This window comes from Brucella sp. GW823-FHT04E01 (assembly GCF_058796175.1).
Map to the genome: position 1 here is coordinate 356,982 of NZ_JBXAIK010000002.1, position 20,491 is coordinate 377,472.

A 20,491-nucleotide genomic window follows, 5' to 3' on the forward strand; every position below is an offset into this window, starting at 1 on the left:
TTCTATATGTCTGAAAGGCTGAGGAAGTTGTCTGCACCAGCCCGAAAAATCAACGCATGGCTGCCGCGATATTCCCGCCATCGACGGTAGTCACGTCGGCCGTCGTGCGTTCGGCTAGTGCATGGTGCACGAAGGCACGGGCGACATCTTCAGCCGTCACTTCAAGGCCAAGCAGATTGCCGCCCATATAGTCCTTGACGGAGAGGCCGCGAGCCGCAGCCCGATTGGCAATCATCTCATCGTTCAGCAGGCCGGAACGGATGCGATCGGCATTAACCGCATTGACGCGGATGTTGTCGGCACCGTGTTCCAGCGCGTACTGGCGTGACAGGAAGAGCGTTGCCGCTTTCGGCAGGCCGTAGGCACCGAATTTTGCGCCCGGATTGACCGCCTGCTTGGAGGCATTGAACAGCAGTACGCCGCCGGTTTTCTGTGCCTTCATGATGCGCACGGCATTTTGTGCGACAGTCTGATGAGCGAAGAAATTGAGCTCGAAACTCTTGCGCAGCAGCGTGTCGTCCATCGTGGCGATAGGGCTTTCCCAGGCCGCGCCGGCATTTGACACCACAATATCGACGCCGCCAAATGTTGCGACTGCCTTATCAAAGGCGGCTCGCACAGATGCGGGATCGGTGATGTCGCAGGCAATGCCGATGGAACTGTTTCCGGCAGCCTTCGCAACCGCCGAAGCCTTCTCGCCATCGAGATCGAGCGCAACGACATGAGCGCCCTCGGCTGCAAAGGCCTTGACGACGGCAGCACCGATGGCTCCCGCACCGCCAGTGACGACAGCGACCTGCCCAGTGAACGGTTTCGGCTTGGCGCCCGCGAGCTTTGCCTGTTCGAGCGACCAATATTCGAGATCGAAGAGATCGGGACGGCTGACCGGCTCAAAGCGACCAACGGATTCTGCATCGCGTGCTGCTTCGATCCACATCTCGCCGACATCGACGGCGATGGTCGCATCCTTGAAGGTGCGACCGTGGCCAAACATGCCAAGGCCGGGCACCAGCGTCAGGCGCGGCATGGGATCGAGCATGGTGCGCTTGACATCGTCGCGCGCATCGTTGCTACGGAAATATTCGGTGTAATTGGCGACGAAGGTTGCGACGTGCTGGTCGATGACGGCACGGTAGCCGGCGAGATCATCCGTGGCCGGTGCGGGCAACACCATAGGGCCGGTCTTGATGCGGATTGAAAGATCGGGTGTGGAGACACCGCGCGCCGCCATGTCCGCGACCTCGCGGGCATTGACGAAATCGAGAATAGCCGGAGTTGTGCGGAAAACGCTGACCATCCGGTCGTAGCGACCTTCTCCCTTGTCGACGGCAACTGCGCCGCGCAGCATGGAGGCGATATCGCCGGGCCTTGCCAGCGAAGCAGGGAGGGTGGCGGGCGTGAACGGATTGCGACCGTGGTTCTTGACGTGATCCTCCGCGACCGTGACATAGTGGATCATCCGGTCATAGGCTTCCTTCGCAGTGTCGCCAAAGGTGAAGATGCCGTGCTTGTCGAGGATCAGGCCCTCAACCGTCGGGTCCTGTTCGAACACTTCGGCGGCCGCCTTGGCGAGCGCGAAGCCGGGCATGATATAGGGCACAAAGCCCATTTTCTTGCCGAAGAGTTCTGTGCTCATCTTCTGGCTCTCGGCCTGATCTGCAATGGCGAGAATAGCCGTCGAATGCGTGTGGTCGATGAACTTGTGCGGGAGGAAGGCATGCAGTAGCGCTTCTACCGAAGGGTTCGGAGCGGCGGGTTCGATGAGATTGGCGCGCAGCAGCGTCACCATATCCTCGTCCGAAAGCCTGTCGAGTTTGCGGCTCTTGAGAAGGGCGTCGATTTTCACAGCGGGCAGGCCTGCCGGTTCGATAGTTCCCATGTCCCAGCCGCTGCCTTTGACGCAGAGCACCGCATGCGTGTCGCCGACGAGGTCTGTTACCTCGGTTTTTACCGACGTGTTGCCGCCGCCATGTAGCACCAGTCGTGGCTCGCCACCCAGAAGCCGCGTCGTATAGGTACGCAGCGCCAAATCGCGGTTGACGCCTTTCGCGGCGTATTCGGCGATGACCTTTTCCGCTTCGTCATCGCGCCAGAGATTTTCCATGGTAGTCAGCCTCCCGATAAACCGGCCCGACCGGCATCGGCGGACCCAAACTTTTCTGGCTCAAGCCTTGCTTGAACCGCCTTTGCCGAGCCCATCCTCGCTCCAGCGATCCAAAATCCGACGCGCCATGGAGGTGGTAATGACGAGATGGGAAGCAAAGTCGCCCTTCAACGCCGCCACCAGGGGCTCGAACTTGTTGTCTTCCTGCACGACAAGCATGCGTTTCTTGATGGCGCGAATGGAGGCGAGGTCGGCGGAAATGCAGCGCCTGTTGTGATTGCAATCCAGCCATTGGCCATCGCGATCTATGAGCTGACCGGCAATGACCCCGGCAGCGCCCTTTTCGCCCATGGCATGCATGTCGGCAGCCGAAAGCGCGCCGCATTTAACGAGATGGCTGTCATCCTCAATACCGCCGACGGAATAAAGCGCCAGATTGCAGTCCGGGATTGTAGCGAGCTGTTCTTTGATGACAGGTTCACCGCGCAATTCGTCAGCGAGGCGCTCGGAAGAGAGAACGAGCGGCGCGTAGAAGTTGATGCCTTCGGCATTGAGGCGGCGAGCGATTTCCGTAGTGCATTGGTCCGGCCTATAGGAATAGGGCGCACCGAGATTGCCGCAGAGCTGAACAACGGTAACGCTGCTCAGATCTGCGAAAGGCATTACGTCGGCAATGTGATAGACGGTGCGGCCCCAGGCAACGCCGACGCGGTCGCCCTTGTTGAGGAGTTCAAGGAAAACAGAAGCTGCGACGACAGGCATTTCAGCAGCTGGATCCATCGCTTGTCGGTCTTCCGGCACCAGCCAGACAGTGTTCAGGCCTGTCGCGTCTTCCAGTTCACGCGCCAGCACATCGTCTGAAAACAGTTCTGAGGAGGTCGAGATCGTGACGATCCCCATCTCGCGGGCCTTGCGCAGATACATCGCAATCGAAGCGCGGGAGATTTCAAGCCGCTGCGCTACCTCGTCTTGGCGCAGGCCGTGCGTATAATATAGCCAGGCGGCCTTATGGATGATCTGGTCAATCGGTCGGACGGGCATTGGGGTTCTTTCCTCGGTGTTCTGACATTAGTCATCGATACTGACAAAAGTCAATGCTTCAGCGCTGGCGAACGACGTGACATAATTAAAAGAGAATTTAGCCTGACGAACCGAGTGAACATCACGGGAGTCTCGGAAGGGCATTTATAGAGTTTTCGAAGTCCATGCGAACTTGGTTTTTTACGTTCAGTGACTTTCAGTTCCGCTTATTGCGGAGCGAATCTTTAAAACAATCGAGGCTTTTGGCATTCCGTCTGCCTGACCATTTGACGTCGCCCCCTGATTAGATTTGATTGAAGATGGCCTTAGAAACTCGCCCGATCCTCTGTTCGTTGTATCTTCCCCCCGCCAGATGTTCGGGGGTGTATTGCTGGAATGTTCCGATCGCAACGTCCTTTTTTGGTGATCGTAGCACGTTCATCAAACGCTACCTGATCGAATTGGCCGAGCCGTTTGAAGCAGTAATGAAGCCTTCGATGACACCAGTTTTAAACCATTTGCGCAGGTTATGGCGGCATCGTCAGCTGTTCCAATCACCCGCGCGAAAGTGCATAGCTCGTGCCGTGCTGTCCGTGTGTGCCGGGCAAAAGTCCACTTATCTCCGATAAGTGGATCGTTTTGGTTGCCGGTTGATATAGCTTGGCGGAAAGTCTGGCTTTGGGTAATCATAGTTGAGGGGTTGCCAAGCCCTGGAAACCTAATATCTGCCGAGACGGAGTGAACATGGCCATAGACGATATTTCATCTCTCCCGGTTTCGCAGTCCGTTGTCGGAAAACTGACGAGAGCAGCGATCTTTCTGGTCGTGACTATGAATGACGGTCATGAAGCAGAAAAGACTGTGCGTGGTCTGTGCGCTGATCTTTCGAGCCTGGTGCGAGGTGTCGGTTTCCGGCGATTGAATGGGCAACTCTCCTGCGTCACCGGTTTTGGAGCGCGGGCCTGGGACCGTCTCTTCGGTTCACCGAGGCCGAAGGAGTTGCATGTATTCCGTGAGATACGCGGCGTTCATACCGCCGTATCGACACCCGGTGATATTCTATTCCATGTCCGGGCAGACAGCATGGACCAGTGCTTTGAGTTGGCAAGTCATATCATGTCGCGGCTTGTAGGTTGTGTTTCCGTTGCCGATGAGGTGCACGGCTTTAAGTTTTTCGACGACCGCGATCTCTTGGGTTTCGTCGACGGTACCGAAAATCCAGTCGATCAGGCCGCTCTTGCAGCAACTCTCATTGGAAACGAGGATCCTGAATTTTCCGGCTGCAGCTACGTGATCGTCCAGAAATATCTTCATGACCTCAATAGCTGGAACAGAGTCCCGATCGAGGAACAGGAAAACATAATAGGTCGGCACAAGCTGTCTGATATTGAGCAACGCGATGAGCAAAAGAAGCCTTATGCTCACAATGTACTTACGAACATTGAAGAGAACGGAGAACAGCTTCAGATCGTGCGTGACAACATGCCTTTTGGCGCAGTAGGCAAAGGAGAATTCGGCACTTATTTTATCGGCTTCGCCCGTTCGCCGTCTCGTATCGAGAAAATGCTGGAGAATATGTTTATCGGCAATCCACCCGGCACTTACGATCATATTCTCGATTTCAGTCGTGCGGTAACAGGCTCACTGTTCTTCATTCCTACTGTGACTTTCCTTGATGCTGTTAGCCCCGACACAACCTCGGCGACACTTGCACTCACACCTGATTGATCTCCAGTTTGGCTCCGTCGGGCCGGCTGATAGCCGCAATAGGTTGGCAGGCCAGAAAACCTGTGCTGGTGGCGGGTGGTGTTGCCGCGCGCTTCGATATTCTAAAGAACATCTTCTCGGGGCAAGATTTGCTACTTCGTGAAAGCGTCCGCTTTTACCAGCGGGTGCACTGTCGACGTGATCGCAAATGAGGTTGATCCGGACGGACGCAGCTTATTGGTATGTCATCGGGTAGGCGTGGATTGCTGTAAAACTGGTACGACTGCATCGGCTTCCTGAGCTGGTTGTAGACAATCTATCGCCCCCATTGAGAGCGAGTGGTGAACGATGTACTTGATCCAGCAACCAAACAAAAAACGCGGCGCTGATCTCCAAAGTCATTCAGGCATGAAAATCCGTAACAGGTGACTTGTGCAGGAGCCACCTGTCTGGATGGGTCTCTGGTGCAGATACTGGCAACGGCTCGTCTCAAGCCCGGCCGAGACGTTTACGCAATTCCTCATTCTCGGCGCGCAGTTTTGCAGCAAGTTCCTTGCGTAGTTTGAGGTTCTCCGCTTCAAGTGCAACCAAACTCGAAAGATCATCGCTGGACAAGCCCGTAGATGACACGGGTCTGTGCTTTGCAGCAGCGTTTTTCCAGTTGTAGTAGGTTTGTTCGCTCACTTCAGCCTGCTGCAAAGCAACCTTGAGAGTGGATTTTCCACCCTTTGTTGCTTTCTCGATAGAAGCGAGAATGGAGGCACGCTGAGCCGGCGTGTACTTGTTGCGCTTGCGCTCCAACGGCGGTAGTGTAGCGGGCTCAGCCTTTGAAGCAGCTTTGACCGCTTTAGCGGCCTTGATAGCAACTTTGGTTGCAGCTGGAGAAGAGGCGGTTCCAGTTCGTTTTGATTTTGGTGCGGCTTTTTTCCGCGGAGCGCGCGTCTTTGGTTGGTTGCCGACAGGTTCAGCATCATCAGTTTTCGTTACAGTCGGATTTGTGTCTGTAATCGTTTCATTAGCCACGTGGATTTTCTCCTGGTTTGCTAGTCGGAATTGGCTCGATCGTAGAATATATAGATCAATGCTTAATGTGGAAATAAGATCAAGCATTTCGTGGAGCGAATATTTTCGTAATCATGCCTTGGTCAAGCAATGGATTCGGAAAAAACAATCTGTAGGTAGTGATAAAAACTCCGCGAGCCAGCAGTTGACATAGTTCCTTGGATAGTTGTCACGGATGGCAACTCTGGTGTGCCATTTCATCGTCGCATATAAGAACAGGCGTATTGGGTTCTGTTGCAAACTTTTCGTCAATGGATGAACTGATAGGATACGGGCTTTTAATCAGCTGAGTGTTTTAGATGTTCAAAGGCCGCCATTTTGATAAATCAGTCATTCTCCTGTGTGTTCGGTGGTACCTGGCTTACAATTTGAGCCTGCGCAATCTCAAGGAGATGATGTCGGAGCGTGGCATTGGTCTCGATCATTCAACGGTCCATCGCTGGGTCATCCGCTTCAGCCCAAAACTGCTTGAACGGTTCAATCGAAAGAAGCGTCAGGTCACACGCAAATGGAATCTTGATGAGACTTACATCAAGGTCAAAGGCGAGTGGCTGTACTTATATCGTGCCATCGATAGCAATGGCGATACGGTTGAGTTCTATTTCAGCAAACATCGTGATCTGACTGCTGCTAAACGCTTTCTGCGTAAAGCTCTGGCCCGCCACGGTAGGCCGGAACGCATCACCATCGATGGAAGCGAGACCAACAGAATAGCTATAATGCAATGTGATGCTGAGAGCCGACTCAGACAGACTGGCAAACCTATTATCATTCGCTCCAGCAAATATATGAACAACACGATTGAGCAGGATCATCGTCGGATCAAACGACGCACACGCTGCATTCTTGGGTTCAAGTCAGAAACCGCTGCCGGCATCACACTCGCTGGTATCGAACTCATTCACATGATGCGTAAGCAGCAAGGCGTCTTTGAATATCAAAAAGCACTCTCTATCAAACAACAGTTCGAAGCACTCGCAGCATAATTACGTCCAGAGTTAAGCCGTGCTCAATTCAAATCAGATCTTTGCAACACAACCCTATTCGGTACGTGGAAAAACAGAGCGTCCTGAACTTCCGTTTAGCATATGCAGATCTTGCCGCGATGGGTCTCCTTACCGCGGTACCTGAGCAGGAAATTTATGTTGAGAACTACCGTGAGAAACAGAGGCCAACGGGGAAGATAGCTGGGTACGTTCCTTCGGAGCTCGGTAAATTTGTTGTCCAGTACATCGAGCCTTTGCAAACGCCTAATACCGTATAACGTTGTTTACATCACAGAGACAAATAGACCTTTTATCTACTAATTTGTGGAAACCTTACCCGTGTTCACGTCGAGATAGACTCGCTTTGCGCCTCCGTTGCAATAAGTAAAATAGATGCCGACACCTCTGCTTTTTTGTGTCGAGCGCATCCAGCCACCCTCATCAATAAAGTCTTGCAGCGTGCATTGGCCTGAGACCATTAATTCTTCAGCTGCCGCGAGGAAACGGTCCCTGTGTTCTTCGTATCTGTCGGAATCTTTCAACGCTTGTTCAATGGCTGAACTTCCAGCTTCGGGTTTCGGTGGCCTATCCTTGGATAAGCCATCCAGTTTGACCCACTCGGCGAACTTGCCGCCAACGATCCCATTGGTTTTGTCACAAACCGCTCGTCCTGAATCCACATACTGGGATTTGCCGCCTGAACACGAGGCATCATAAAAATGGGTTACGCGGCCCCATCCATTTTTCGTTTCCAGGACTTTCGCCGATTCACGGAAGAGCAGCTTTCCGACCGTTCCACACTTAACGCTAGGACAGGTTTTGCGCTCGACAGCTTCGACTTTTACCCAGAACTGGTCCTCAGCTTGCGCTGATCCGGAAACGAGCGTTGCGGCCGACATCGCAATGGCGAAACTGATCGTTTTCATGTCGCGCTATCTTAAAACTTGAATTCTGGTGTCGATGCAGCCGCATCAGCTTCCATGTCAACGCAGCCCTTCAGGATAACGTATGAGCCATCACTGTACCGAGCAACTTCCTCACAGTGATTTCGTGTCTTTGAGGAGAGAGCCGCCCATTTTGGTTTCAGCTCATTGTAAGAGCTCTGCTCCATCTCGATGCATCCTTTGTAAACGACCGATGAGCCGCCGCTGTAGTCCGAGACGCCTTTGCAATAAGTTGCGGGGTCATAGCGGGGTAAGGACTGCGCGAGTGCAGATGTCGCGGTAGCCGCGAGCAGCATAATTCCGATTGCGGTAGTAAATTTCATGATTCCAACTCCAAGCCCTCGTTGGATTTTATCGGCGTGAGTATTTAATTCAACTCACGGAAAGCGAGACCAGAACTGGAAATTCATTGTTTCAGAGTTTCGCTTGAACGGATTACGCAAAAGAGGGCCGTAGCCCTCTTTTGTCTGATATCGAACATAATATCAGAAGCTAACCTTCAACGAAGCATTGAAGCCATTTCGTTGTGCACCAGAGCCAAACTGGCCACTATAAGACACTCCGAGAATAGCATCTTTCGATAGCGCGAAATCCAGCCCGGCTTCAATGATTGCCGCGTCCTTGGCTATCGGCGCGCCCGCCACAGTGAAAGCGTTCGAGCCGACAAAGCTGGCCGTTGAAACGGGGTTCACGTCACCCGATGCATGCCTCCAGCCGATATCGGCGCGGGCTGTTGTCGGGATGGTTCCAAGATCGAAGCCAGTCGATGCCCGAACGCCGAGAGTGCTGAACGTGGTGCTCATCGTATCGGAATTCATGGACAACGCCGCTGCGGTCTGGCCATCTTCATCAAACCCGTCAGTTCCCAAACGGACATAAGACAGATTGGCGTAGGGTTCGATCACTGCCTTGGGCAGACGGATCTTGTATCCGAGCTCACCAAATATCTGGAACGTTCCTGCGTCGTAGTCCGCATTCAAGTTATCGCCGAAAGCGGGGAAGGCGACAGATCGGTTCATTTCTATCTGATGCCAAGTGTAAGCGAGACCCGAGCTGAAGGCCAATGCGTTGCCGTTAGACAACTGCCATTCGGTGCCCGTGTAAGCGCCGAGGGTGTAGTTATCGCTGCTGCCAGAAGATGCTCGGCTGTCTACGTTAAACGAGGTATGGCTATAGCCAGCAAGAAGGCCGAGACGCCAGTTTTCATAAACAAGCCTATCGATACCCGTGACGAAACCACCGACCGACGATTTCATGCGGCCAGTGTTGCTGGTCGAATCCTGTTCGCTCCAGGCTCCATAAGCGTATCCCCATCCCGTATAGAGATCTTCAGTATCCGTTTGTGGCGTCACGACATCGAAAGCCTGAGACTGCTTGGCTTCCGACACATAGTTCATCGTTGCCACTGGGGCTGTCGGCGTGGAGCCGTTTGCCTGCTGAAGTCGATTAGTTATAGCGCTGTTGATGAACTGCGACTGATTGATCAGCGCACCTTTCGCAGCCGCATATGCTTCACCAGACAGATTGTCATAAGCAGCACGGGCTTCGTCGGCCGAAAGCATCAGGAGCCTGTTGTAAAGCGCCAGTGAACTTCCGGTCTGTGAGAGAGAATCCAGTGCCTGAGCGGTTGCGAACTGGTTGTTCGTGTTTGCAACTGTCGTGAACAATGGGCTTGGCTCCGGCTTTTCGCCGGGTTCGGGCTTGTTTGGTTCCGGCTCCGTAGTTTTCGGCGTCAATGCAACGTTAAAGGCATTCAAACTCTGTTCTGGATCGAGTGTGAAGGTCAGAAACGCTGAGTTCGAAGTCACATCAGCAAATTGACCACTGACTAAACTGCCTGCTGACAGAATATTGTATTTTTGGCCTGCCTGGTAGCTGACCTCGGGGTCGAGCGCCGTGATAACGAGATGCGAACCGACAATGTTCGCACGACCGGTGACATTCACGAGGTCGGCACTGCCATCGCCTGCCAGCTCGGTCATGAGAAAGGAGCCAGCTTGCAGTGTCAGGTCACCATTGATCGTCAACGTTCCAATCGAGTTGCCAGGAGACAGAATGCCACCGGATTGGATGCTTACAAGAGAGCCAGCGCCAGAGCCAAGCGTACCATAACCGCCAAGAGTTGCGCCGTCAGAAACGGTTACATCGCCCCCGAGCTTACCGTTTCCGAGTGCGTCTCCAACAATCAGCTTACCGCGCTTAACCGTAGTAAGCCCATCATAATTGGAACTGTCACCCGTCAGCGTGAGCGTATTGGTTCCTTCTTTGATGATTTCACCGTTGCCAGCATAGATACCTTTCCAGGAAACGGCATTCGAGCGGTCATAAATCAAGGTGCCCAGGTTGATAATTGTTCCAGTGAAATTGGTGCCGCCAATATGTCCAGTCGTGCCGCCGCTACCCAGCTGAAGTGTGCTGTCAGGTCCAATAAGGACGTCGCCTCTTGAACTACTGGTGGTGGTAAGAGTGAGCTTTCCGCTGCCGACGTGGGCGAAAAGACCATTGCCAGTAATTTCTCCATTGTAGAGGACGTCATCTGAGCGATTGAAAACAACCGCGCCATAATTGGTTATGCTGCCAGCGACTGATCCTTCAGTACCGCCATTTCCTAACTCCAGGACCGCACCAGCCATGATGCCTGTCCCGCCTGTATAGCTATTGGTACCAGTGAAAACTTGTTGTCCACTACCGATATTTACGCCGCCAACGCCGGAGATCACACCGCTAAACGTTCCAGCGGCGTTATTGATTTGCAGGTAATTGCTGCCAAGCGCGACATTTCCATGGCCTGAAAGGTTGTTAATCTGTGCGGAACTGGCATTGGAAACGTCGAACGTTCCATCAACTTGAACGCCGCTTGATTGGTTCACGCGCCCTTGACCAGATAAAGCTAACGTCGCGCCGTCGGCAATCGTGGTTGCTCCAGTATAATCATTCATGCCCTCCAAGGTCAGCGTACCATTTGCGGAATTGCTACTATCCTTGACTGTCAGGCCACCGCTTCCTGATATTGCCCTTCTGATCGTGCTCTCGTTCCCTGCCATGTCGATGGTGCCACCACCTGCCGACAGATTGATTGCCCGCGACGTCGACAAATCAAAGGCTGAGCCAAATTTGAGTTCGCCGCCATCGAAGGTTAGTCCTCCATTGACGTCACCGAGATTGCTATCAGAGGAAACAGAAAGCGTACCCTGGTTGAGAACCGTGCCGCCTGCATAAGTGTTGTTTCCTGAAAGCGTAAGCGTGCCCACACCGTTCTTAATAAGCCGCGCCGCCGAACCACCGCCTGAATTCGCCTGAATTCTGCCCGTCAAAGATATCTGATGTCCGGCCGTGTCTACCGCGAGATCGGCATCGGTGTTCAGACTGAAATTGTTGGCTAATGTTACGTCTTTGTTGGCAGAGAGAGTGCCTGTAGCAAAAGTTGTCGTAATTCGCGCTGTTGAAAGGGCATTATTATCGCCTGCTACGATAGTGCCGTTGCTAAGAAGGATGGACCCTGAGCCGCCGCCAAATGTGTTGGCATTGTTAAGGACGAGTGTCCCTCGCACTGAGATTCCCGTGCCAACGCCGCTGATCTGACCATCAATTACAAGTGTTCCAGAGCCTGTTTTATCGATGAGGCTGGATCCGCCATTAATATTTCCGGTAACCAGCCCCGTGCCTAACGTAGAGAACGTCAACATATTATTATTTGTAACGATATTCCCAGTTAGCGTTGCATTGCCGCCGCTGTTTATTTGAACCGTCCCCGATGTTAACAAATCAAAATCATCCGAGACGGTTTGTTCACCGGAGATAACAAGCGTACCACCTGAAAATACACTCTGAGCTAGCGCTGATGAAATGAATGTTGTCGAAGACAACAAGAGTATGGACGCCGCGATAACGCAGCGCGAAGTATTTCGCGATACTGACATGTTTCCTACCCCAAGACGCCTTCCGACCGCAGCGTCTGTGTCCCCAAGTTTGATCTTCGCATTCGAATGGACGAGACGAAGATATTGCCCATTTTCATATTCTCTAATTTATGAAGTACTATTAAGAGGAAATCCACGAAAAACAGCGGGTTGTGTGCAAAAAACCCCCATAAATTGCGAGAGACGTTACCTGACTATACTTGCGAAGCTTACACAAAAAGCCGCCCAACCATCATGGTTGGGCGGCAAGTGAAGGACCCAGGAGCAACCCAAAGTGTTGATTTTCGCTGAGAACTGACCCGGTGGGGGTGCGGATAAAAACTTGGGCTGGTTTTACGTTACAATGCCGAGACAGTTTCGATATTCGATTGGGCTTCGTGCGCCAAGTGACATTTTGATCCGTTTCTCGTTGTACCACCGAATGTAGCCGTCAACTTCATTGATAAACTGTTCGAGCGTGGCGGTCTTCCAATCACGGGGGTAGAAGAGCTCTGTTTTCAGTCTTCCGAAAAAGCCTTCGCATGCAGCGTTATCCGGGGAACAAGCCTTGCGGGACATTGATCGTACCAGCTTCGCATCACTGATCCGCGATAGCCAACCCGGCCAGCGATAGTGTGCACCCCGATCAGAATGTACTATTGGTCGTTCATCTGTACCTGTGACAGTTTCTATGGCGGCATCAAGCATCATATTGACCAATTCCGCATCTGGTCTCGTTCCGATTGGCCAGCTTATAACCAAACCATCAAAACAGTCGATGATGGGTGAGAGATACACCTTGCCAGCCGGGATATGGAATTCAGTGATATCAGTCAGCCATTTCTCGTTTGGGGCTGAGGCCTGGAGGTTGTGTTGCAAAGATCTGATTTGAATTGAGCACGGCTTAACTCTGGACGTAATTATGCTGCGAGTGCTTCGAACTGTTGTTTGATAGAGAGTGCTTTTTGATATTCAAAGACGCCTTGCTGCTTACGCATCATGTGAATGAGTTCGATACCAGCGAGTGTGATGCCGGCAGCGGTTTCTGACTTGAACCCAAGAATGCAGCGTGTGCGTCGTTTGATCCGACGATGATCCTGCTCAATCGTGTTGTTCATATATTTGCTGGAGCGAATGATAATAGGTTTGCCAGTCTGTCTGAGTCGGCTCTCAGCATCACATTGCATTATAGCTATTCTGTTGGTCTCGCTTCCATCGATGGTGATGCGTTCCGGCCTACCGTGGCGGGCCAGAGCTTTACGCAGAAAGCGTTTAGCAGCAGTCAGATCACGATGTTTGCTGAAATAGAACTCAACCGTATCGCCATTGCTATCGATGGCACGATATAAGTGCAGCCACTCGCCTTTGACCTTGATGTAAGTCTCATCAAGATTCCATTTGCGTGTGACCTGACGCTTCTTTCGATTGAACCGTTCAAGCAGTTTTGGGCTGAAGCGGATGACCCAGCGATGGACCGTTGAATGATCGAGACCAATGCCACGCTCCGACATCATCTCCTTGAGATTGCGCAGGCTCAAATTGTAAGCCAGGTACCACCGAACACACAGGAGAATGACTGATTTATCAAAATGGCGGCCTTTGAACATCTAAAACACTCAGCTGATTAAAAGCCCGTATCCTATCAGTTCATCCATTGACGAAAAGTTTGCAACAGAACCGACACCTGTTACCTCTGTCGCATCCCGACGAAGTTGTCGACCTCATTGAAGAGGCCGCCGTCGCGGCAAAGTAGTAGGTATCGTTACAGGTCTTTGATTCTTCTGGGCGAGGCGAAACGTGCTTTAAATCGAGGTGATAACCAAGACTCTTGACTGGTTATCAATGTTGTCATCCATTTGAATAACTGAACGGTAGAGTTCAAAACCCGTGAAACGCCATATCGAGCGCGGATACGATCTCGTCATGTGAAGCAGAAAGGTTTGTGACTGGGTTCTTTAATACGGACACCGGAATTGCCGACATAAACTGTGTAACCAACACATGCTCCTCTCCTTCAATCTCGAAGCTCGGATTGAGCCGCTTCGCCGGGATCGGGGCAAGCGCTTTAATAATTAGAGGAATGACAATACGTGTTTTCAGCTCTTCCAGTAGGTCAGCCTGTACGTCGAGTACATAGCCGCCACCCGGATTGGAGTAAACGTCATATCTCGCCATTAGAATTGACGATAACGTCCAAGAGGTAAGCCATTTGCTTCGACGTAAGCATTAGAACTTTGCATCGCTGGACGATTTTCTTCTTTCCAAAGTGCTGACTTGGCAGCAGCTAGCGCCTGCGCAATTCCACTCTCGGCGGCACGCGAAATATTTATCTTATGTCGGCGCGCTTCAGAAAGAAGCTCATTATCGATTGAAAGATTGGTTGCGCGCTTGAATGTCCGGGCAGATTCCAGTTGTGGCATAAGATATGCTCCTTTGGTCGATAAATATATGCGCATATTTATGTGCATTCAATCGGAATCTGTATGTAACTCGTAGGCAGATGATGGCTCCGGACCAGTCGCATTTATGTGCATGGTCACTGTCTCACGTTGTATCGCCCGCGTCACGATGAAGACGTGGGGTTGCTCGATATAGGAACAACTGACGCGATCTGGTCGGGCGCGAGATACGCGAAGCTCTGACTGGCAATCAAAACCACAAATGACCGCTTCGAGTCTTCATTCCGGACATTGGATTGCTTGTCGTGCGCGCAAAAAGCGGACCGACTGCCGACACATCAGTAAGATATGTGACGGTTGGGAAGCTTACAGGCATCTGTATGAGCGAGAAGTGGCGGGAGCGCACCCGCAAGTGCCTTGACATACTTCGAACTCCATTATTTATACAGTGTATAAATAATGGAGTTCGAAATGGTCACTGGACATGTATTCATCGCCACGAGCCTCGATGGTTTTATTGCTCGTGAAGACGGGGATATCGATTGGCTACTGGAGCATGATCAAGTCGGGGAGGATCATGGGTACAATGACTTCATCAGGGATATCGACGTCATTGTGATGGGACGGGGCACCTACGAGGCGGTCCGAAGCATGGGCGAGTGGTTCTATACCCGACCGGTACTGGTCCTATCGGAACAGCTTGCACCACAGGAGGTGCCATACGAGCTCAGCGGTAAGGTTCGCTTTTCGGACAAATCTCCCGGAAGCGCAATGGCGATGCTTGCCTCCGAGGGCGCTCGACGCGCTTATGTGGATGGAGGGCGCGTCATTCGATCTTTCCTCGAACTTGACATGATCAGTGACATGGTGATCACGAGAGTGCCGATCTTGCTCGGTGCCGGACGCCCCCTTTTTGGTGGGGGGCATCGCGATGTGGCCCTTGCACACAAAGGCACAAGGTCCTTCCCTTCTGGATTGGTCCAGTCTCATTACGAAGTCATGAAATGATGGCAAGGGGGCGAGGGAGGCCAGCAGCGAACGGAAAGCCCGTTTCGCCGGAGAGTATTCTTTCGGAGGCTTTGAGCATACTCGATACCGACGGTCTCGACGGCTTGACCATGCGCGCATTGGCAACACGTGTGGGCATCAATCCCATGACAATCTATCACCATTTCAAGGATCAGGACGGACTTATCAAAGCGCTTGCGGAGCTTGTGTATGCTGACGTCGCGGCGTCTGAAACAGGCGAAGCTCTTGCGCGCGTCCACAGTCTTCTCACAGCATACTACTCTAAGGTTGTTCTCTATCCAGCCTTGACCTTGGCCATATTTGCGCGGCCAGCGATTTTTCCCGATCATGCCGTGAGGATTACCAATGAGTTGACCCGCTTGTTGAGCGAGCGCAGCAACGCCGTTCGTTGGACGCACATACTGATCGACTACACGCATGGTGCCGCTCTCGCCGTGGCGAGCCAGAGCGGGCGCGGAAGGCGCCAGCACTCAAATGAAATAGTGCTCAACGATTATGAGATGGGACTTACAGAACTGCTAGGGGCATTTGGAGAGTTTATTGATCGTCATAACGCTTAGATCGAGCGTAGCCCTTGAGTTACCCGATGCAAACCGCCTTGCGAACGTTATCGATCGCGCGGAAGCGAGAGTGCAAAGCTACGCTTACCTTTCTTACTCCTAAATGTTTATGATAGATGGCGTATTCTCCATTTGAATCGGAACGCCAAGAGAGAATTCTGACGCCGAATCTTTCCTTGGGCGTTCCCCTGATTGGGGAGAAGGCCAAAGGTTCCGTGCTTCAGGGCCGCGCCAAGCCCTTTAGAATACAATTGGCTCTTGGGCTGGGCGCATAGCAACCTGTCCTTCACTTTGCCTGATTGACGGTTATAGCGATCATGTGGAGGACATCGTCAGCGCTGCACCCGCGTGAGAGGTCATTAGCGGGTTTGGCGAGGCCCTGAAGCACGGGGCCTATGGCCTGCGCCCCACCAATACGTTGGGCAATCTTGTAGCCGATATTGGCGGCTTCGAGATTGGGGAACACAAAGACGTTGGCATTACCCTTGAGTGGTGAATCCGGCGATTTGGCATGGCTGATTGCCTCGACGAATGCCGTGTCGAACTGTAATTCTCCATCGATGCACAGATCAGGCTTACGCTCCCGCACCGTCCGGGTTGCCTGAACGACCTTTGACACACGCTCATGCGCAGCGCTGCCGCCGGTGGAGAAGGACAACATGGCAACGGCCGCATCTTTTTCCGTGAGCTGGCGGTATGAATCTGCCGACTGTATGGCGATGTCGGCAAGTTGTGCGGAATCCGGTTCCACCACGAGGCCGCAATCGGCAAAGACGAAAGCGCCTTTCTTCTGATGATGTGATTGGCACAGCAACATCAGGAAGAAGCTTGAGACGAGCGATGCGCCTTCGGCCTTACCAATGATCTGCAGGGCATGGCGCACCACATCGGCAGTCGTTGCGACTGCGCCAGCCACCGTCCCATCCGCATCGCCTTCGCGTACCATCATGGCGGCGAAGCCGAGTGGCGTCTTCACCATCGCCTCGGCCTGTTCTTCCGTCATGCCCTTGGCCTGACGCAGCCGATAGAGTTTTTGCGCATAATCCGCGCTTTTGCCCGATACTACTGGATTTATGATCGCGATCTTTGAGCCGTCAATCTGCCTGCTGATGACGCTTTCGGAGCCCAGAAGCGTGATGCGGGCAATGGCTTCGCGTTCGGCACGGAGCGCCGCATCGATGATGCGCGGATCTTCGCCCTCGGCCAGCACGATGTGACGTGGCCTCGAACGAGCTTTCTCAAAAATCTTTTCCAACGGCAGCATGGCGCAATCTCTTCAAAAGGCCGGGAGTTGCGCTCCCGGCCTGATCACTGACGGACTGGTTCAGACGGGCATTTGCTGGCGCATGTCGGCCTTGTCGATGCCGGCCACGACAACGGGTTTCTTCATCGCATCGCGGCGGAATGGTTCGCCCAGTTCCTGATTGAGCACGACTTCGATGAAGGTAGTCACCCCCTTGGCCTGCTCGTTGATTGCCGTCTGCAAGGCTTCGGTCAGCGCCTGCTGGCTATCGACGGTCACGCCTTTCAGGCCGCAGCCATCCGCCACCTTGGCGTAGCTCAGGTTCGGATTGAGTTCGGTGCCGACGAAGTTGTTGTCGTACCACAGCGTCGTATTGCGCTTTTCAGCACCCCACTGATAGTTGCGGAAGATGACCATGGTGATCGCAGGCCAGCCCTTGCGACCGATGGAGGTCATCTCGTTCATGGATATGCCGAACGCACCGTCGCCTGCAAAGCCGACCACTGGCGTGTCAGGCTGGCCGATCTTGGCGCCGACGATGGATGGGAAGCCATAACCGCAGGGGCCGAACATGCCCGGCGCCAGATATTTGCGTCCGTGTTCGAAGCTTGGATAGGCGTTCCCGATGGCGCAGTTATTGCCGATGTCGGTGGACATGATGGCGTTCTTCGGCATTCCAGCCTGAATGGCACGCCATGCCTGCCGCGGCGACATGCGGTCCTTCTCGCGCTCGCGCGCACCGGCATTCCAATGCGTGCCCGGATCGTCATCCTCATGATCCATCGAGGAAAGTTGCTGCAACCAGGCGGATTTACGCTGATGGATGAGCTGCTTGCGCTCGTCGCGACCTGCATTGCCCGCATTGGCTCCCATCTGGTCGAGAATCTGCTGCGCAACCTGCTTGGCATCGCCGCAAATGCCGACCGAGATCTTCTTGGTGAGGCCGATACGATCAGGATTGATGTCGACCTGAATGATCTTTGCATCTTTCGGCCAATAATCGATGCCGTAGCCGGGTAGGGTCGAGAACGGATTGAGACGGGTGCCGAGCGCCAGAACCACATCGGCCTTGGAGATCAGCTCCATCGCGGCCTTGGAACCATTGTAGCCGAGCGGACCTGCGGACAGCGGATGGGTGCCGGGAAAGGCATCATTATGCTGATAGCCGCAGCAGACCGGCGCATCGAGCCTTTCAGCAAGCGCGATGGATTCAGGGATCGCACCGCCGATAACAACACCGGCCCCGTTAAGGATGACCGGGAATTTCGCATTGGTCAGTAGTTTTGCAGCCTCGGCAATGGCATCGCGTCCGCCGCTCGGGCGTTCCAGTCGAACGATCTGTGGCAGGTCGACGTCGATGACCTGGGTCCAGAAATCACGGGGAACGTTGATCTGTGCCGGTGCACAGCCGCGCCATGCCTTCTCGATCACGCGGTTCAGCACTTCGGGAATGCGGGTCGCATCGCGCACTTCTTCCTGATAGCAGACCATCTCTTCGAACAGGGCCATCTGGTCAACTTCCTGAAAACCGCCCTGACCGATGGTCTTGTTGGCAGCCTGTGGAGAGACAAGCAGCATCGGCGTGTGGTTCCAGTAAGCAGTCTTGATGGCAGTCACGAAGCCGGTTACGCCGGGCCCGTTCTGAGCAATCGCCATGCCCATCTTGCCTGTCACGCGGGTATAACCGTCGCAGATCAGCGCCGCATTCGTCTCATGGGCGCAATCCCAGAAGGTAATGCCCGCCTTCGGAAACAAATCCGATACCGGCATCATCGCGGAGCCGATGATCCCGAATGCATGTTCTATCCCATGCATCTGCAAGACCTTAACAAATGCTTCTTCCGTCGTCATTTTCATGGCAGTGAATTCTCCTAAGCTACTTTTTCGTAGGTCGGCGTAGCGGCGTTTTGTGCCGTTAAAGCGCGTTTCCTGTCTTCCAGGACCATCTGAGCCAGTTTCGCGCCGATCATCATCGCCGGAGCATTTGTGTTACCGGAGACGATTTCCGGCATGATCGAGCAATCCGCGACGCGCAGACCTTCAATGCCGCGAACACGCAACCGGTCGTCGACAACATTGCGTTCGTCGACGCCCATCCGGCAGGTGCCGGTTGGATGGTAGATCGTGGTGGAATTGCGTCGCGCCCAATCCAGCAATTCGTCATCGCCATTCAGATCGGCTGTCGGTCTGAACTCCTGTGCAATGGCAGATTTAAGGGGTTCAGTCCGTGCTATGCGGCGTGCGATGCGAATTCCCTCGACCAATGTCTGCTGGTCGTTTCTGGTTGCTAGATAGTTGGGCTGAATGACTGGATGGTCGAAGGGGTTGCGGGAACGCAAAGTGATTGTTCCACGACTTTCCGGCCGTAACTGGCACACCGACTGGGTGAAGGCAGAGAAAGGATGCACACCTTCGCCGGGGCTGTCGGCTGACCATGGCTGGATGTGAAACTGAATATCCGGCGTGGCGAGCTCTGGCCGCGTCTTGACAAATCCGAAGACGAGGCTGGCGGCCATCGTCATGGGGCCGGTCCGAAACAGCGCATACTCGAGACCAATGGCAGCCTTCTTGATGAGACTGCGAACTTCATCATTGAGCGTCGGTTCGTTACATTTGAAGACCAGCCGGGCCTGCAAATGGTCCTGCAGGTTCTGGCCCACTTCCGGCGCGTCGTATTGAACAGAAATGCCGTGAGCGGCCAGTCGTTCAGCCGGGCCGATGCCGGACAGCATGAGTATCTGGGGCGAGCCGATAGCTCCAGCGCACAGGATGATTTCATTTCTGGCATGGATCGTGTGGCGGGTGCCGTCCGGACGCTGATATTCCACACCTGTCGCGCGACCATTCTGGACGACGACACGCATGATGTGGGCATCGGTTTGGATGGTCAGATTTTGTCTATGACGAATCGGGCGCAAGAATGCGGCTGCGGAAGAGCATCTGCGTCCTTTGTGCATGGTCAGCTGAAAATGCCCCACGCCCTCCTGCGTTGCCCCATTATAGTCGGGGTTGTAATCGTAGCCATTCGCACGGGCGGACTCGATCCACTTTTCGCAGATCGCCCGCTTCAGGCGTGGGGCCGACACCTGCAACTCACCCATGGTTCCACGGTCTGCGGCTGCCGGGCGATGGAACGTTTCGAAACTCTCGAAAATTGGGCCAACATCCTGCCAGGACCAGCCGGAATTGCCGAACTGTGCCCAACGATCATAGTCTTCTTTCTGTCCACGCACGTAAAGCAGACCATTGAGCGAAGATGAGCCGCCGAGCACCTTCCCACGCGGCCAGCTGAGGCTGCGTCCGTTCAATCCCGAATCCGGTTCTGTCTGATAACACCAGTCGTAATTGGGGTCGTGCATCGTGCGAAAATAACCAACCGGAATGTGAATCCACGGATTGCGGTCCTTGCGGCCGGCTTCCAGCAGGTGAACGGTGACCGAGGGATCCGCACTGATCCTGTTGGCGGCGATGCAGCCCGCCGAGCCGGCACCCACTATGATGTAGTCTGCTACTTCATTCATAAAGAACTTCCTCCTAA

At 53.6% G+C, this 20,491-nt stretch carries 16 protein-coding genes and 1 pseudogene; 4 read left to right on the plus strand and 13 right to left on the minus strand.

All coding sequences use genetic code 11. The features are described from left to right. Positions 1-49: 49 nt before the first annotated feature. Positions 50-2,104 (minus strand): bifunctional aldolase/short-chain dehydrogenase, encoded by a 2,055-nt coding sequence (locus AC1RHM_RS07105; RefSeq protein ID WP_010660462.1) that lies wholly within the window; start codon positions 2,102-2,104, stop codon positions 50-52. Positions 2,105-2,164: 60 nt separating this feature from the next. Continuing rightward, on the minus strand, positions 2,165-3,145 hold the full coding sequence (locus tag AC1RHM_RS07110; RefSeq protein ID WP_029928557.1) for a sugar-binding transcriptional regulator: 981 nt from the start codon (positions 3,143-3,145) through the stop codon (positions 2,165-2,167). Positions 3,146-3,868: 723 nt separating this feature from the next. Here AC1RHM_RS07110 and AC1RHM_RS07115 point away from each other — a divergent pair. Next, positions 3,869-4,852, plus strand: a complete 984-nt coding sequence (locus tag AC1RHM_RS07115; protein WP_010660460.1) for a Dyp-type peroxidase — start codon at positions 3,869-3,871, stop codon at positions 4,850-4,852. A gap of 468 nt (positions 4,853-5,320) precedes the next feature. Here AC1RHM_RS07115 and AC1RHM_RS07120 read toward each other — a convergent pair whose 3' ends face one another. After that, entirely contained in the window at positions 5,321-5,854 is a 534-nt protein-coding gene (locus AC1RHM_RS07120) for a transposase (RefSeq protein ID WP_029928555.1), read from the minus strand. Between the two features lie 338 nt (positions 5,855-6,192). Between AC1RHM_RS07120 and AC1RHM_RS07125 the strand changes: the two genes are divergently transcribed. Next, on the plus strand, positions 6,193-6,879 hold the full coding sequence (locus tag AC1RHM_RS07125; protein WP_029928553.1) for an IS6 family transposase: 687 nt from the start codon (positions 6,193-6,195) through the stop codon (positions 6,877-6,879). A gap of 317 nt (positions 6,880-7,196) precedes the next feature. Here the strand turns inward: AC1RHM_RS07125 and AC1RHM_RS07130 are convergent, their stop codons facing one another. From AC1RHM_RS07130 to AC1RHM_RS07160, 7 genes and pseudogenes are all read right to left on the minus strand, one after another. Continuing rightward, positions 7,197-7,805 carry a hypothetical protein gene (locus tag AC1RHM_RS07130; protein WP_010660458.1) on the minus strand — a complete coding sequence of 203 codons (609 nt, stop codon included), beginning with the start codon at positions 7,803-7,805 and terminating at the stop codon, positions 7,197-7,199. Between the two features lie 11 nt (positions 7,806-7,816). Beyond that, a complete protein-coding gene (locus AC1RHM_RS07135) occupies positions 7,817-8,146 on the minus strand; it encodes a hypothetical protein (RefSeq protein WP_010660457.1) in 330 nt (109 codons plus the stop codon). Positions 8,147-8,308: 162 nt separating this feature from the next. Next, positions 8,309-11,743 carry an autotransporter domain-containing protein gene (locus AC1RHM_RS07140; protein ID WP_152413181.1) on the minus strand — a complete coding sequence of 1,145 codons (3,435 nt, stop codon included), beginning with the start codon at positions 11,741-11,743 and terminating at the stop codon, positions 8,309-8,311. A 333-nt stretch (positions 11,744-12,076) separates the two neighbouring features. Further along, positions 12,077-12,601: pseudogene (locus AC1RHM_RS07145) on the minus strand (IS3 family transposase); the annotation flags it as partial. Positions 12,602-12,642: 41 nt separating this feature from the next. Beyond that, positions 12,643-13,329: an IS6 family transposase gene (locus AC1RHM_RS07150; protein ID WP_036577813.1), complete on the minus strand. Its 687-nt coding sequence runs from the start codon at positions 13,327-13,329 to the stop codon at positions 12,643-12,645. Between the two features lie 271 nt (positions 13,330-13,600). Beyond that, a complete protein-coding gene (locus AC1RHM_RS07155; protein WP_010660454.1) occupies positions 13,601-13,897 on the minus strand; it encodes a CcdB family protein in 297 nt (98 codons plus the stop codon). Then, positions 13,897-14,142 carry a type II toxin-antitoxin system CcdA family antitoxin gene (locus AC1RHM_RS07160; protein ID WP_010660453.1) on the minus strand — a complete coding sequence of 82 codons (246 nt, stop codon included), beginning with the start codon at positions 14,140-14,142 and terminating at the stop codon, positions 13,897-13,899. Before AC1RHM_RS07160 ends, AC1RHM_RS07155 begins: the two co-directional genes overlap by 1 nt. Before the next feature lie 450 nt (positions 14,143-14,592). Between AC1RHM_RS07160 and AC1RHM_RS07165 the strand changes: the two genes are divergently transcribed. Beyond that, positions 14,593-15,129: a dihydrofolate reductase family protein gene (locus tag AC1RHM_RS07165; protein WP_010660452.1), complete on the plus strand. Its 537-nt coding sequence runs from the start codon at positions 14,593-14,595 to the stop codon at positions 15,127-15,129. Continuing rightward, positions 15,129-15,710, plus strand: a complete 582-nt coding sequence (locus AC1RHM_RS07170; protein WP_226622713.1) for a TetR/AcrR family transcriptional regulator — start codon at positions 15,129-15,131, stop codon at positions 15,708-15,710. The genes AC1RHM_RS07165 and AC1RHM_RS07170 overlap by 1 nt, the downstream gene beginning before the upstream one ends. A 286-nt stretch (positions 15,711-15,996) precedes the next feature. Here the strand turns inward: AC1RHM_RS07170 and pta are convergent, their stop codons facing one another. The 3 genes from pta to AC1RHM_RS07185 are packed head-to-tail and all read right to left on the minus strand — an operon-like array spanning position 15,997 to position 20,474. After that, the gene (gene pta, locus AC1RHM_RS07175) at positions 15,997-16,974 is read right to left on the minus strand and encodes a phosphate acetyltransferase (protein ID WP_492332501.1); all 978 of its coding nucleotides are present in this window, start codon (positions 16,972-16,974) and stop codon (positions 15,997-15,999) included. Positions 16,975-17,034: 60 nt separating this feature from the next. Continuing rightward, positions 17,035-18,810, minus strand: coding sequence for a sulfoacetaldehyde acetyltransferase (gene xsc, locus AC1RHM_RS07180; RefSeq protein WP_043063076.1), 1,776 nt, complete (start codon positions 18,808-18,810; stop codon positions 17,035-17,037). Between the two features lie 14 nt (positions 18,811-18,824). After that, a complete protein-coding gene (locus tag AC1RHM_RS07185) occupies positions 18,825-20,474 on the minus strand; it encodes a GMC family oxidoreductase (protein WP_492332502.1) in 1,650 nt (549 codons plus the stop codon). Positions 20,475-20,491 lie beyond the last annotated feature (17 nt).